Annotated in this window: 12 protein-coding genes; 3 read left to right on the top strand and 9 right to left on the bottom strand. The window is 60.8% G+C overall.

Annotated features, from left to right (window positions below):
• The first annotated feature begins 2 nt into the window (after positions 1–2).
• Positions 3–383: a hypothetical protein gene (locus tag J2T09_RS02430; protein WP_306830660.1), complete on the top strand. Its 381-nt coding sequence runs from the start codon at positions 3–5 to the stop codon at positions 381–383.
• On the opposite strand, the gene J2T09_RS02425 is transcribed toward J2T09_RS02430, so the two are convergent.
• Both J2T09_RS02425 and J2T09_RS02420 read right to left on the bottom strand, forming a co-directional pair.
• Positions 380–1,480 (bottom strand): Gfo/Idh/MocA family protein, encoded by a 1,101-nt coding sequence (locus J2T09_RS02425; RefSeq protein ID WP_306830658.1) that lies wholly within the window; start codon positions 1,478–1,480, stop codon positions 380–382. The genes J2T09_RS02430 and J2T09_RS02425 overlap by 4 nt on opposite strands.
• 11 nt (positions 1,481–1,491) lie before the next feature.
• The gene (locus tag J2T09_RS02420; RefSeq protein WP_306830656.1) at positions 1,492–2,196 is read right to left on the bottom strand and encodes a GntR family transcriptional regulator; all 705 of its coding nucleotides are present in this window, start codon (positions 2,194–2,196) and stop codon (positions 1,492–1,494) included.
• A gap of 111 nt (positions 2,197–2,307) precedes the next feature.
• On the opposite strand from J2T09_RS02420, the gene J2T09_RS02415 reads away from it, so the two are divergent.
• Positions 2,308–3,465, top strand: a complete 1,158-nt coding sequence (locus J2T09_RS02415) for an LLM class flavin-dependent oxidoreductase (protein WP_306830654.1) — start codon at positions 2,308–2,310, stop codon at positions 3,463–3,465.
• A 3-nt stretch (positions 3,466–3,468) separates the two neighbouring features.
• Here J2T09_RS02415 and J2T09_RS02410 read toward each other — a convergent pair whose 3' ends face one another.
• The 7 genes from J2T09_RS02410 to bglB form a co-directional block, all read right to left on the bottom strand.
• Positions 3,469–4,566 carry an ABC transporter ATP-binding protein gene (locus tag J2T09_RS02410; RefSeq protein ID WP_306830652.1) on the bottom strand — a complete coding sequence of 366 codons (1,098 nt, stop codon included), beginning with the start codon at positions 4,564–4,566 and terminating at the stop codon, positions 3,469–3,471.
• A gap of 9 nt (positions 4,567–4,575) precedes the next feature.
• The gene (locus tag J2T09_RS02405; protein ID WP_306830650.1) at positions 4,576–5,640 is read right to left on the bottom strand and encodes a carbohydrate ABC transporter permease; all 1,065 of its coding nucleotides are present in this window, start codon (positions 5,638–5,640) and stop codon (positions 4,576–4,578) included.
• The gene (locus tag J2T09_RS02400) at positions 5,640–6,644 is read right to left on the bottom strand and encodes a carbohydrate ABC transporter permease (protein ID WP_306830648.1); all 1,005 of its coding nucleotides are present in this window, start codon (positions 6,642–6,644) and stop codon (positions 5,640–5,642) included. The genes J2T09_RS02405 and J2T09_RS02400 overlap by 1 nt, the downstream gene beginning before the upstream one ends.
• Positions 6,645–6,969: 325 nt before the next feature.
• Positions 6,970–8,238 carry an ABC transporter substrate-binding protein gene (locus J2T09_RS02395; RefSeq protein ID WP_306830646.1) on the bottom strand — a complete coding sequence of 423 codons (1,269 nt, stop codon included), beginning with the start codon at positions 8,236–8,238 and terminating at the stop codon, positions 6,970–6,972.
• A 116-nt stretch (positions 8,239–8,354) separates the two neighbouring features.
• The gene (locus J2T09_RS02390; RefSeq protein WP_306830644.1) at positions 8,355–10,835 is read right to left on the bottom strand and encodes a hypothetical protein; all 2,481 of its coding nucleotides are present in this window, start codon (positions 10,833–10,835) and stop codon (positions 8,355–8,357) included.
• A gap of 14 nt (positions 10,836–10,849) precedes the next feature.
• Positions 10,850–11,686 (bottom strand): 5-dehydro-4-deoxy-D-glucuronate isomerase, encoded by an 837-nt coding sequence (gene kduI, locus J2T09_RS02385; protein WP_306830642.1) that lies wholly within the window; start codon positions 11,684–11,686, stop codon positions 10,850–10,852.
• Positions 11,683–12,774, bottom strand: coding sequence for a beta-galactosidase BglB (gene bglB / locus J2T09_RS02380; protein ID WP_306830640.1), 1,092 nt, complete (start codon positions 12,772–12,774; stop codon positions 11,683–11,685). Before bglB ends, kduI begins: the two co-directional genes overlap by 4 nt.
• Positions 12,775–12,916: 142 nt before the next feature.
• Here bglB and J2T09_RS02375 point away from each other — a divergent pair, with 142 nt between their 5' ends.
• Entirely contained in the window at positions 12,917–13,972 is a 1,056-nt protein-coding gene (locus J2T09_RS02375; protein ID WP_306830638.1) for a LacI family DNA-binding transcriptional regulator, read from the top strand.
• Positions 13,973–14,013 lie beyond the last annotated feature (41 nt).

Below are 14,013 nucleotides of genomic sequence, written 5' to 3'. Positions count from 1 at the left end.
CGATGAAGAAACCGCAGGAAGCCGCTCCGCAAGGTACAGCAAAGACGCAGGCGTCTAAAAAGGCCCCCACCAAAGCGCGCGCTGCCACCACAGCTACAACGCGCCGAACCTCAGTGTCGAGAAAGCCAGCTGCATCAAACCCGCTGGATGATATTCGCGCCCTGCGCCAGGAAGTTGCCGAACTGAAACGGCGACTGGAGGCTCAGCAATCCACGGCGGCTGCCATCCCCTCACCGGATAACCTGCAGCCATGGCTGAAGATCGCGGCAACGGTCGGCGTCACCTTCGCGCTGGGAAAAATCATGCAGATGCTGCGTCTGCCGCCGGCTGCTGCGGTGGCCGTGCCGATGATTTCAGCCGAGGTGAACCGCCGGTTTTTCTAAAGCTGCGCCATCGGAAACTTAACCGCCTGCCCGGTCTGCGACGATTGCTGGGCGGCCAGCCCCATAAGCACTGCCCATCTCCCGTCATCAACGGTCACCTCCACCGGCCCATTGCCTCGCACGGCACGCAAAAACCGTTGATGCTGGTAGAAGGTCGAGCCGTTATGGTCGCCGGCATCCAGAAGCGTCGGATCAACCGGTATGTCGACCGCGCGTGGGCCCTGAGGTTCGCGTGGCGACACGATCACCTTGGCGACCGGCGGCGCTCCCAGATGCTCCGGCCAGAAACGCCCCGGCCCCGGCACCTTGCATTCGATCTTTCCCAGCGGCCCGACGGCGGAAATCTCCTCCTGATAGCGTGATCCTTCTGCAAACATGCAAAGTTCCAGCATGGCGCGTGCACCGGATGCGAAATCGACAATTGCATAACCGTGGTCCCAGATATCCGGCTGCAGACCGTCATATCGCTCATCGGCATGGTTCACCGCCTGCCCGCCCGACGCCATGATGCGCACCGGATCGGATTTCAGGATCAACCGCATCAGATCGAAAAAGTGGCAACATTTTTCCACCATCGTACCGCCGGTCTGATCATTGAAGCGGTTCCAGTCACCGACCTTTTTCAGGAAGGGAAACCGGTGCTCGCGGATGGTCAGCATGCGGATACCGCCGGTTGCGGCTTCAGCCTCGGCGATCAGCCGCGCCACCGGCGGCATGTAGCGATATTCCATCGCCACCCAGATCGGCGCCGGATATTTTTCACGCAGGATCTCGATCCGAGCTATGTCAGCGGCGTTCGTGAACAGCGGCTTTTCCACCAGAACCGGCAGCGGCCGGATGGCGGCGATTTCCTCCAGTTGACCGAGATGAAAATGATTGGGACTGGCGATCAGCAAGCAATCAATGGCCTCGATGGCCAGAAGCTCCGCCGCCGACCCGACCATCCGCGCATTCGGAGCGACCTCGGCGGCCCTGGCCCGCATGACCGCATCCGGTTCGAAAATCGCCACCACCTCCGCATCCGGCAGAAGCGCCAGATTGCGCAAATGCTCCTGCCCCATCATGCCGCAGCCGATCACGCCGTAATGCACTGCCATAGTCTCTCCCGCTATTTCAGCCGCGACACATAACGGGCGACCGAATGGTCGATCCATGTGCGCGACACCTCCGCCCGTTTTCCGTCCTGCGCCTCGCTGACGCGCAGCACCTGCACCGCCGGTTCTCCCGCCCGGCGGCCAAATATTTCTGGCGCCCAGTCCGGCACCGTATCGAGACCGATGCTGTCCTCTGCCCGTACGATCCAGAGACCGAGAGCCTCGCGGTAATAGAGATAAAGCGACTCCGACAGGTCTTCGGCACGGATGGTTTCGACGTAATCGCCATCCAGCCAGATCTCTTCCAAAGCGGCCACCTTGCCGGACAGGAAACGAACGCGCCGGATGCGATGCGCCTCTTTAGACGTTCCGAAATCCGGCAGGTCAGCAGGTTTTGGCAGACGCCGCACATCCAAAATGTCCGCGGTCGGCAGGCCGCCGCCTTCCAGCAGTTCCAGCCGGAACATCGCATAAATGCTTTTCGGATCGCTGACGGCGCGCACATAATTGCCCGAGCCCTGCACGCGCTCCAGCATGCCGCGCGATTGCAGCTCCGCCAGCGCCTTGCGCAGCGTGCCGGTAGCGATGCCGAGCTTCTCCGACATCTCCCGTTCCGGCGGCAGCTTTTCGCCATCGATCAGCCGACCGCTGGCAATGTCGCGGATCAGAAGGTCGGTGATCTGCAGATAGATCGGCAGGCTGCCGGATGTCTGCGGCATGCTTTCTCCCACTCACGCGCAGCCAAATTGATACACTATTGATTTACATCAACCGCGATGTTACGCAAGAGGCAATCGAGGTCGGGGGCGATCTTGGGGAGGAGAATTCCGATGACCGTTGTGCCCGTCCGTTCCGCCGATCTCGATACTTCGGAAATATCGTGGTTTTCCGCGCTCTGCTCGGACGATTACGCCTATCTCGGCGTGCCCGACGGCGCCCTGCGCTCCAGCTTCGACCATTGTTCCGATATCGTCAAAAAGGCGGAAACACTGGGTTTCCGCAACATCCTCTGCCCCTCCTCCTATCAGGTCGGACAGGACACGCTGAGTTTTGTCGCCGCCTGTGCGCCGATCACCGATCGCATCAACATGCTGGCGGCGATCCGCTGCGGCGAAATGCAGCCGATCATGCTCGCCCGCACCGTCGCCACGCTCGATCACATGCTGAAGGGCCGCCTCACGCTCAACGTCATCAGCTCCGATTTTCCCGGCGAAGTGGCCGACAGCGCCTATCGGTATCGCCGCAGCCACGAGGTCGTGCAGATCCTGCGGCAGGCCTGGACGCGCGACACGATCGACCACGACGGAGAGATCTACCAGTTCAAGAATGTTTCCACCGAACCCGCCCGCCCCTACCAGCAGAATGGCGGGCCGCTTCTCTATTTCGGCGGTTATTCACCGGATGCGCTGGAGTTGTGCGGAGCGCAATGCGACGTCTACCTGATGTGGCCGGAGCCGCAGGAACAACTGGCGGACCGCATGCGCGCCGTCCATGCCCGCGCCGAAGCGCATGGACGCATGCTGGATTACGGTCTGCGCGTGCACATGATCGTGCGCGACACCGAACAGGAAGCCCGTGAATACGCCGAGCATCTCGTTTCCAAACTCGACGACGAATACGGAAAGCTGATCCGCGAACGCGCGCATGACAGCATTTCGCTCGGCGTGTCGCATCAGGCGCGCGCGAGAGAACTGGCCGATCAGTTCGGTTATGTCGAACGCCATCTCTGGACCGGCATCGGCCGTGCCCGTTCCGGCTGCGGTGCCGCCATTGTCGGCTCCACGGATCAGGTGCTTTCGGAAATCGAGGCCTATCGAAAAATGGGCATTCGCGCCTTCATCTTTTCCGGTTACCCGCATCTCGATGAGGCCGAACACTTTGGCACAAAGGTTCTGCCACAGCTGAAGACATGTTCTCTGCCGCACGAATACGGTCGTGTGCCAAAGGAAACGCCCGCCACGCCGCTTGGCATCGGCGAGCGTCGCTAACCTTTATCCGCCGCTTCCCGGATGGGTGAACAGGCGGTGGCCATTGTCGTCGAACACATGCAGGACCGGTTTCGACAGGTCGAAATGCACCCTGTCTCCCGCATTCAGCCGCTGCTGACCCGGCAGGACGGCCAGCAGCTTTTCGCCGCCGATATCGCCATGCACGACGGTTTCCGAACCCAGCGCCTCGACCAGATAGAGTTTTGCGGCCGGATGTTGCGGATCACCGCTGACGACAAGATGTTGCGGCCGTACGCCAACCGTCACCTTGTCGCCAACCTGCAATTTCGCCTGCCCTGACTGTAGGTCCGCGCGATACCCCCCGGCGAAAGTCAGCGTGGCCGAACCGGCGGACACGGCCACCACCTCGGCCTTCAGGAAATTCATGTGCGGTGCGCCGATAAAACCGGCAACGAACCGGTTGGCCGGTTCGTTGTAAAGCTCCAGCGGGGTGCCGACCTGCTCGATCTTGCCGGCCCGCATCACCACGATGCGATGCGCAAGCGTCATCGCCTCCACCTGATCGTGGGTGACATAGATCATCGTCGATCCCAGGCGGCCATGAAGGGCCGCCAGTTCCGCGCGTGTCGAGACACGCAGTTCGGCATCGAGGTTGGACAGCGGTTCGTCCAGCAGAAAGGCCGTGGGGCGGCGCACGATGGCGCGGCCGATGGCGACACGCTGCCGCTGGCCACCGGACAACTGGCCGGGACGGCGATCCATATAGGCCTCGATCTCCAGCATGCGCGCCGCTTCGTTGATGCGCTCGGTAATCTCCGCCTTCGGCATGTTGGAATTTTCCAAGCCAAACGCGAGGTTTTGACGCACGCTCATATGCGGATAGAGCGCATAGGACTGGAACACCATGGCAAGGCCGCGATCGGCGGCCGTCACCTCGTTGACGCGTTTGCCGTCGATCTCGATCTCGCCACCGGAGACCTTTTCAAGGCCCGCGATGGTGCGCAGAAGCGTCGATTTTCCGCAGCCGGATGGGCCGACAAAAACGACGAATTCGCCATGCCTGATATGCAGGTCGATATCTTTCAGAACCGCGAGTGCGCCAAACGATTTCTTGACGTCGGTGAGTTTGATTTCGCCCATCGGTGTCCCTTACTTCAGGCCGGTGCCGGCAATGCCGGTGGTGATGAAACGCTGCAGGAAAATGAAGACCAGCACGACCGGGATCATGGTGACGACGGTCATCGCCAGAATGAAGTGCCATTGCACATTCAGTTCGCCGGAATAGATGCTCAGCCCCACCTGCAGGGTGTAAAGCTCCCGCCGCGAAAGCACGATCAGCGGCCACAAAAAGTCGTTCCAGCGCCAGACGACCGAGAAGATCGCCAGAACCGCCAAAGCCGGTGCCGTCAGCGGCAGCACGATGCGCCAGTAGATCTGCCATTCCGACGCCTTGTCCATGCGCGCCGCATCGAGCAATTCATCGGGAATGGTCAGCATGTATTGCCGCAGGATGAATACCCCGGTCGGTGTCGCCACCGTCGGCAGGATCACGCCCCAGAGACTGTTGAACAGGCCAAGCGTCGAGATGATCGAATAAAGCGGCACCATGATCACCGAAAGCGGCACCATCAGCGTCGCGAGGATGACGAGCATGGCGAGCGATCGGCCCTTGAACTCGTATTTCGACAGCGCGAATGCGGCCATGGAATTGACCACCAACGTGATCAGCGTCGCCACCACCGTCACGAAAACCGAGTTCCAGAGATAGCGCAGGAAATCGAAATGCACGAAGGGCTCGGTATAGTTGTTGGTGGCGAACGACATGGTCCGCACCGGCGAACGGTCGTTGATATTGACCTTGACGATTTCGCCCGGAGCATTGGGATCGACCATCTGCGCCACAAGGCCGATGCGCCGCACTTCAGCCAGAACCCGCGTCGAACCATCCGGCATCGTCGCATTGTAGAGCATCAACGGCTTGTCATAGCCTTCGACAGTCGCCTGGCTGGTGACATAGGGCAGGATCGACGGCGGGAATTCGGCGAGCGCCGCCGGCGTTTTCAGCGAGGAAAATACCAGCCAGACGGCCGGGCCGAACATGATGATCAGGCCACCGATCAGCCACACCCATGTAAACACATCGGTCCAGTGCCAGCCCTTGCCGCTACCATGGGCGCCTCGCCGGCGCAGGATGAAACGCGCAACATTTCCCATCAGCGTTTCCCCTTGCTTTCACCGCGCCTGCCGATGCCGAGCTGGATCAGCGTCAGCACCACCAGCACGCCACCCATCAGGATCGAGGCCGCCGCCGCCAGACCCGGATTGCGCAATGCCGAGGCAAAGCCGGTTTCATAGATATATTGCGTCAGGAACAGCGTGCTGGTGCCCGGTCCGCCGCCGGTCAGCACGTAGATCTCATCGAACACCTGCACCGACTTGATCAGCGCCAGCACCACGACGACGAGCAGGTTGGGCGCCAGAAGCGGCAGGGTGATACGCCAGAAAACGCGCGCCGGTTTCGTGCCGTCCATCTCGGCCGCCTCGTAGAGATCCTTGGGGATCGCCTGCAGGCCGGCCAGAATGATCAGCGCGTAAAAACCCATATGCGCCCAGAGAGACACGCCGATCGTCGCCGCAAAGGTCCAGTTGCGGTCAGTCAGCCATGTGTATGGGTCCATGCCGAACTGGTAGAGGCCGAAATTCAAGAGGCCCTGACGTTGCAGAATCCATTTCCAGATCAGGCCGACCACGACCGGCGACAGCAGCACGGGAAAGAAGAACACGGCGCGCCAGAAGGACCGGGCGGCAAGTTCGCGGTTGAGAATGAGCGCCGTGATCAGCGCCGTCAGGATCATCAGCGAGACCTGCAGGACCACGAACCAGAACGTGTTGCCGACGGCGGTCCAGAAGGCATCTTCCTGGCAGGACATCGGATCGAGATAGTTCTGGCACTCGAACAGCCGCGAATATTGCGCGCCGCCGATAAAATCGCGTTCGGAAAGGAAGAAGGCTGTGCCGCCGGTCATTGAGTAGACGAAGTTGATGACCAGAGGCAAGAGCACGAAGATGCCGAAGATCAGCATGTTCGGCGCCAGGAAAAACGCCGCCATACCGCCGATGCCGGTCGCCTTTTGCAGGCGACGCAGCGGCGCTTCGATGATGCGCATGACAGCGTTGACGGGTACCATGAGAAGGCTGGAGAGAGATGGGGTTGTCATGGTCTGCTGTCTTCTCCTCCGTCGCCGTCGTTTTTGTTGTTTGGCCCACCTCCATTCCGGGAGGGCATATGAAGCATGGACCGTGCGCCCAGCCGATCTCCCCCCTTGAGGGGGAGATGTCCGGCAGGACAGAGGGGGGTAATGCTGGCGCAAATACCGCTTGTCCTGTCTTCGCCGCGCCGTTGCTCACCCCCCTCTGTCACCTTCGGCGACATCTCCCCCTCAAGGGGGGAGATTATTGGGAGCAAGCGGCCCCACCCCAACTCCGTAGGCGACAACCCTGCAACCTGCGAGGAAAGGACGTGAACCTCAACGTCAGGACAAATTACTGCCCCGCATCCTTCACCTTCTGGGCGATATCCGAATCGATCCGCGTAAACGCATCGTCGATCTTCATTTCGCCCGCCAGCGTCTGGCCGATACGCGTCACGATCGCGGCATAAACGGTGTCGGACCAGCGCCAACCCGGCAATTTCAGCGCCGCTTCCGATGTCGTCTTGGTGGATTCCACAAACACATTCAGCGCTGCCTTGGCCTGCGCATTGTCCGACTTGAAGTCGAGACCGCCCTTGTCGACCACACCCTTGTGGCCGGGCAGGAACAGCGTGCGTTCGGAAAATTCCTTGACGATTGCTTCCTGCGCGAACCAGTCCATCACGGTCGCGACATCCTTCTGGTTCTTTGTGTATTTCACCGCAACGAGCGCTGCACCACCGGGCAGGCCGGTGCAGGCGACCGGGCCGCAGGGGCTGCCGACAGCCACCCAATCAAAATTGTCGCCGATCTTGGTGGCGAGGTTCGCCACCTGCCAGGAACCGGAATAATAGAAGGCAAGCTGGCCGTTGATGAAATCGTCCGCCGCAGCGCGATAGGTATTGCCCGCCGCAGACACCCAGACATCCTTGCTGACCGTACCATCTTCCGCCCAGCCGACAAACTTCGACAGGTAATCCTTTGCGCCCTTGTCGAGCGGAGCAGGCTTGCCATCAGAGCCGATATAATTGGCGCCGTAGGAGACAAGCGGCGCGGTGATGCGATGGCCGGAACGGTCGATCGCCATGGCAAACGGCACCTGCTGGCTCTCCTGCACCTTCTTCGAGGCGGCAGCCCAGTCTTCCCATGTCGCCTTCGGGCCGGGGATCGGAACGCCCGCCTGATCGAACAGGGTCTTGTTGGCATAACCACCGGTCAGGGTGATCTGCGTCATGAAGCCGGAAATCTGGTTGGAACCGTCCGGACTCATCCAGTCCGCCTGGAGACCAAAATTGTCGTCCCAGTATTTGGCATCCTTCACCAGCGGACGAAGATCCAGCCAGTGCCGCGCCAAATCCTTGATTGCTGTGACACGCGCAATATCCGGGCCGTTGCCGGCCTCAAGCTGCACCGGCAGCTGTTCCTTGATGACGCTGTAGGCGACATTGTCGAGAATGACGTTGATGCCGGGGTTTTCCTTCATGAAACGCCCGACGAGGTCTTTCATGACCTCACCTTCGACGCCATCGGAATACCACATGATCCGCACGTCACCGGCATGAGCCGCTGTCGAACCGAGAAGTGCGAGCGCCAGGCCCGCGAGAAGCGATTTGGTCTTCATGCGCATTTCCTCCTCTTAAAGGACTAAGGCCTCCCAACCCGTCCGTTCACCACCCAAACATCGGCCTGTTTTGCAGGCTTGCGATGCGCTCTCGAAGTGACACCTGTTCTGTCATCTCAGGCCTGAAGCAGTTTTGCCTCGCCCTTTACACGATAGTCCGACCGCGCAATGACGCGACCTTCCGCCTCGACGCTGCCATCAGGCAGGAAGCGTACGCTACCATAGTCCGGGTCCTCGATAATGATAGTACCATCGGCTGCATGTTCGGCCGCAAGGCCACCGAAACGGTTTTCCACGGAAGCCAGATCACCGGCCTCGCAGACCCTCACGATCCAGCGGGTTTTCTGGCCATATTGGCGCAGTTCGGCACCGGCAGACGGGCCCTCCGTCGTCGCATGAAGCTCGGAGCCGGCGCGCAAAAGCACCGCGCCCTCACCCGAACGGGCCAGCGCCAGACTGCCCGAAACGCGGCTTTCATCGAATTCGGCAACCGGGAACCAGGCATGGGTAAAGTCCGGCTGTTCCTCGTATGTGGTGAATTCCAGCACTGCGAGGCTACGATATTGCTGCACGCGCGGAATGGTGCCGCAACCGCCCCAATAGGACGGGCGACCATAACCGAACTGGATGGTTTCGCCCGGATGATTGATCCAGATCGCCGCTTCCAGCTTGTTCCCGATGCGCAGGTGCAGCACGGTTTCCTGATACCCCCATTCGTCCCAGCGGTAATGCACCGTCGAGCCCATGGCGAAATTTTTGCCCTTGTAGTGATAGAGCGCGGCAAAGGAGTTTTCACCCTGCGCAAACCGCCATTCCTGATGCTGATCACCCTGATGATCGGCTATCTCGGCAAACTCCTCCGGGATCACCAGACCATGGTCACGCAGGCACACCGCCATCTGCGGCAGGCAATGCACGCGGCGGCCATAGAATCCCTTGCCCCACAGCAGGCGGGCAACCGCTGACAGTTCCAGCGAACGACCAGCGCACAGCGTGTGTTCGTAAGACCGGCCCTGCGCCGCCGTCACCATGCCATGATGCGCCGAACGCGCGATGATTTCCGCAAGCCGCACGATCCCGGCCTTGGCGCGGTCGGCGATATCCTTGTCCGGCGAAAGCGCCGCCAGCGCCGTCAGGCCCTTCAGATCGATCGGGAAATAGGGAGCGGAATTGAACTCTGCCATTTCCCAATGCTCGAAATGGTCGAGCCAGGCCCGCACTCTCGCAGCACCAACCTTTGCCTGCTCCGACCCCTTGCGGCCGGAACGGACAAAAGTGGATTCGGGGAGAAGATGACCGGCAAGATAGGCCGAGGTATGAAACAGCAACGCGTGGTTTTCCGAAAAATACCACTGCACGTCATTGCCCGGCTCATCCATCCAGTACCGATAGTTGAGGATGGCGGCATCGATGCGGGCACGCGTCTTTTCGTTGATATCGCCGCCCCATGTGGTGCGCGACCAGATCAACGGCACCAGCGAAAAATCGGCGCAGTCGTGGCAATCCTCGATCGACGGCAGGATTTCCTCGATCATCGCATCGGTATCGGCACCACCACGACCGCTCGCCAGCCGGGCAAAAGCGCGAACAGTGTCGCGCTCGGAATAATCCGAAACCTCGGTCAGCGTGTCGGTAATCCGCTGTGCGAGTGAGGCAGATGCATCGCCCTGGCGCGCCGCGTGGCAGATTTCCACGCCGACCGAACGCGAGGCGATAAAACCGCCGGCATTCAGGGTCACGCGCAGATGGCGAAAATCCGCCGGCGCATTTTCCGACGCGCCGACATTGAGGCTGGCGACACCGGCGGCCAGTTCGAAATCGTAATCGAAGCGTTCACGCGACATGAAATCGCCTTCGATGGCGACATTGACCTTGGCCTCGACCGGCAGGGCCTTGGCGAACAGCACGGTAATATCGCCGCCAAAATAATGCTGGCGGTCGAGATGCATGCCGTCCAGCGCCTCTTCCAGACTGTCCGCCACGTTGCCTTCCACGGGAACAGGCAGTGCGACGTTGACGGCGGGGCCGGAGAGATAATCGAACTGGTAGAAATAGCGGGCATCACGTTCGGCAAGATCATCGAAGAACAGCACGATCTCGTTCAACCCGGCCGTCAGTTCCAGCTCGAATTCCTGCTTGGCTTCGAGATTGCGGCTATAGGGCGCCATCCAGCCGACTTCCGAACCGTTCAGCCACAGAACAGCACCACCGCAGGTGCCGAGCCGGATTTTTGCCGTGCCCGCCGCCTCAGCCTCGATATAGGTGCGTGTCCATGTCGCGAGCCGCGTCGGGCGAAACCAGAAGCCGGACAGATCGAGCCGTGGCGAACCGAAGGGCAGCCACCAGCGCGACGCCTCGAATTCACCGCGCACATCCGGCCTCTTGCCGCGATAGGTGTCGGCAAAGATGGTGCGGCAGGGATATTCGTGCGGAATGAAATTCTTCACCTTGGTGAGGAAGAAGAACGGGTCCATCTCGCCCTTCATCGGCGCGTCGGCCACGTCGAACCGTTCCTCGGCGATGCGGCCAAGCTGCCAGTAACGCAGGGCGTCACCCGGCTTCAATGTCTTGCGCATCCAGTTCTGTTGCGGGTTCATGATCGCCTGCCGCCTTATCTGAGTTCGCTCAAGGCCACCGGGGCCACGTCGTTATATTCCTGGTTTTCGCCGGTCATGCCCCAGACGAAAGCATAGCCGTCCGTGCCCGCCCCCATATGGATGGACCATGCCGGCGACAGCACCGCATCGAAATCCTTCACCAGCAGATGCCGGGTTTCCTCCGGTCGTCCCATCAGGTGAATGACACGTTCTTCCGGCGCGAGATCGAAATAGCAGTAGGCCTCCATGCGCCGTTCATGCAGATGCGGCGGCATGGTGTTCCAGACCGAACCTTCGGCCAGATCGGTAATGCCCATCAGAAGCAGGCAGGAGGGCGCCACCTGCGGATGGATATACATCCGCAAATTCCGCTTGTTGGAGCGTCTGGCCTCACCGAGATCGAGCGGCTTGGATTCCGCCCTTTTGATCAGCCGATGCGGGATATCGGCTCCGGCCGGAACCGAATTCATGTAAAACCGCGCCGGCTTTTCCGCCGAAACGCTGGCGACCGTAATCTCCTGCGCACCCCGGCCGATATAAAGAATATCGCGATTTTCCAGCTCGAAATTTTGGCCATCCACCGTGATCGTGCCGGCACCACCGAGATTAGCAACACCCATTTCACGCGCCGAGAGCAGATATGGCGTGCCGATATCCTCGCCCGAACCGAAGGTCAGCGCCATCGTGCCCGGCACCGCACCACCAAGGATAAGCCGGTCGACATGGGTATAGGTAAAATTCACCTCGCCCGGAACAAAAAGGTCCTCGACCAGAAATTCCTTGCGCAGCCGCGCGGTATCGAATGTCTTGATGTCATCCGGACCGGCGCCATAAAGAACCTTCATCGTCATGCTATCTCCTCGACATGGTGCAACGCCTCGGACAGGCAGAGGATCGCCAGCGCCTGACCGTAACCGGTCGGCTGGATCGGGATGTCGCGATAAAACTGCAGGTCATGACCCATGCGGGTACCGTAGGACACGTTCAGCACCGTGCCGCTCTCATCGATATTGGCAAGCAGCGCCTCGACGGCGCGCAAACCCGCCGCCCGCCATTCCGGCGTGCCCAGAGCCAGTCGGTGGCCCTTGAGCAGGCCATAGCCAAAACCGGCCGTCGCGGAAATTTCCTCATAGGAGGTCGGATCGTCCAGCAGCGTGCACCATGCGCCGGATGCGGTTTGCGTTGTCAGCAGCGCATCCACCTGCGCCACTAGAACACCGGTCAAAAAGTCTTTCACCGCCACGGGCAAGTCGGCCAGATCGAAAAGATCCAGCATGCCGGCGGTGATCCAGGCATTGCCGCGCGCCCAGCGCGCCTCGGCAAAATTGTGGTGCCCCTGAAACGTCCAGCCATGGAACCAAAGGCCGGTCTTCCTGTCGGCCAGATATCGCGTATGGACGAGAAACTGTTTGACCGCCTCATCGACCAGTTCGGTGCGGCCGCTCGCCTGACCATAAGAGGCAAGGAACAGTGCCACCATATAAAGCGTGTCGTCCCACAGCTCGTCGTCATTCACCTTGTCGGAGACGTGATGCGCAAAGGCGCCCTCCTTTGTCCGGCCCATTTCGCTCACGGCACGGTTCGCCCAAACATCCAGAACAGGCTGCCACCGCGGATCGCGGGTTTCGCGCCAGAGAACCGAAAGGCCCAGCATCGGCGCCGTGGTGTTGACGTTCAGTTTTGGCAGACCAGCATCTATACGCGCGGCATACCAGTTCTCGATCACGACTTTCAGGTCATCGCGGCCGGTGAACTGCCACATGCGGATCAGGCCATAAAGGCCCACACCCTGCGGCCATTCCCAGCTATCGAAGGAAATGTAATCGCCGGCCGAGCCATCGAGATTGGGTTCGTGAAAACGGCCGTCATCGCGCAGACCGGTCATGCCGGTGACGAGCAGATCGAGTTTCTCACGGATATGCCGGGCTGAAAGGCCCATCGTCACTCCTCCTTCCACCCTCTTGCGAAGGCAGTCCTCCAATCCGCTTCTCCCGAGCGGTGACAGGAATGTAATCACCGGATTTGCGATTGCGCAATCTGAAAATTTTTTGCAGTCTGATGCCAATTTTCGGAGAGGATCGATGGCGGACGCGACAATTCCCAACAAGCGCGGCAAAAAAAGCCGGCGTGTGCGGCTGGAAGATATCGCTGAAAAAGTCGGCGTTTCGCTAAGCACCGTGTCGCGCGCCCTGACCGGCGAAAAGGGTGTGCGCGACGATATCCGCCAGCGCATTCTCGAAGCCGCAAAAGACGCCAATTATCCGATGCCCGCGCCCGTTCCCGGCAAAAAGATCATGATTGCCGCCTCCAGTGCGGCGATGATCGATTACGTGCGCAACCAGTTCACCCTGCATGTTCTGGAAGGCGCCCGCGACCGCGCCCAGATGCTCGGCCTTGATATCATCACCCGCCCGATTGCCGATGCCAGCGACGAACGCTCCGTTCTCGACGAGGCGGGCAGCGATCCCGACGTGACGGGCCTCCTGTTCCTGACGGTGGATGACGAACGCATGCTGGCCGCCACCCGCGCCTTCGACAAGCCTGTCGTGCTGATCAATGGCGACGATCCGCATATGCGGCTCTCGAGCGTCACGCCCTGCAACCGCTCGGCAGCACAGCTTGCCACTGACCGGCTGCTCGATCTCGGCCACCGCCGCATCCTGTTCCTGATGCGGCCGGGACGGCGCACGATCGAACGCCGCCAGGAAGGTTTTTGGGACGCGCTTCGCCATCGCGGCATCACCCCGACACCGGACATGACCGTCACCGTCGACGATTGGCTGCCGGAACTGGCGACACAGGCGATCGCGGACCGCATCGCAGCAAGCGGCCTCGATTTCACCGCCATCCTCACCGCCGGCGACAGCCTAGCGGCCGGCGCGATGATGGCCGTGCAACAGGCAGGTTACAGCGTGCCGGACGATGTGTCGGTGATGGGCATGGACGACCTGCCGCAGGCCGCCTTTCTCAATCCGCCGCTCAGCACCGTGCATATCCCCATGCGCGAAATCGGCATGACGGCGGTCGACCTCCTGCGCGATCTCTGCACCGGCGTGCCGGCACTCTCACGCCGCATCGAACTTGCCTGCCATGTGGTGGAAAGGCGATCTGTCAGTGCGCCGGCGGGGATGCGGTAGGTTTTCGGCTCATACAGTGGCGACCGTCGAAGCACGCCGCG

Origin of the sequence: Neorhizobium huautlense (assembly GCF_030811685.1) — a bacterium.
GTDB classification, from domain to species: Bacteria; Pseudomonadota; Alphaproteobacteria; order Rhizobiales; family Rhizobiaceae; genus Neorhizobium; species Neorhizobium huautlense_A.
The sequence above is the reverse complement of the archived record's forward strand: the minus strand, read 5'-3'. Positions and strand labels throughout refer to the sequence as shown.

What these genes read in the sequence shown, in the direction of transcription:
- J2T09_RS02405 (WP_306830650.1), bottom strand. Translation starts at nt 5,640, where the DNA reads ATGGGAAATGTTGCGCGTTTCATCCTGCGCCGGCGAGGCGCCCATGGT.
- J2T09_RS02395 (WP_306830646.1), bottom strand. Translation starts at nt 8,238, where the DNA reads ATGAAGACCAAATCGCTTCTCGCGGGCCTGGCGCTCGCACTTCTCGGT.
- bglB (WP_306830640.1), bottom strand. Translation starts at nt 12,774, where the DNA reads ATGGGCCTTTCAGCCCGGCATATCCGTGAGAAACTCGATCTGCTCGTC.
- J2T09_RS02375 (WP_306830638.1), top strand. Translation starts at nt 12,917, where the DNA reads ATGGCGGACGCGACAATTCCCAACAAGCGCGGCAAAAAAAGCCGGCGT.
- J2T09_RS02400 (WP_306830648.1), bottom strand. Translation starts at nt 6,644, where the DNA reads ATGACAACCCCATCTCTCTCCAGCCTTCTCATGGTACCCGTCAACGCT.
- J2T09_RS02390 (WP_306830644.1), bottom strand. Translation starts at nt 10,835, where the DNA reads ATGAACCCGCAACAGAACTGGATGCGCAAGACATTGAAGCCGGGTGAC.
- J2T09_RS02415 (WP_306830654.1), top strand. Translation starts at nt 2,308, where the DNA reads ATGACCGTTGTGCCCGTCCGTTCCGCCGATCTCGATACTTCGGAAATA.
- J2T09_RS02420 (WP_306830656.1), bottom strand. Translation starts at nt 2,196, where the DNA reads ATGCCGCAGACATCCGGCAGCCTGCCGATCTATCTGCAGATCACCGAC.
- J2T09_RS02425 (WP_306830658.1), bottom strand. Translation starts at nt 1,480, where the DNA reads ATGGCAGTGCATTACGGCGTGATCGGCTGCGGCATGATGGGGCAGGAG.
- J2T09_RS02410 (WP_306830652.1), bottom strand. Translation starts at nt 4,566, where the DNA reads ATGGGCGAAATCAAACTCACCGACGTCAAGAAATCGTTTGGCGCACTC.
- kduI (WP_306830642.1), bottom strand. Translation starts at nt 11,686, where the DNA reads ATGACGATGAAGGTTCTTTATGGCGCCGGTCCGGATGACATCAAGACA.
- J2T09_RS02430 (WP_306830660.1), top strand. Translation starts at nt 3, where the DNA reads ATGAAGAAACCGCAGGAAGCCGCTCCGCAAGGTACAGCAAAGACGCAG.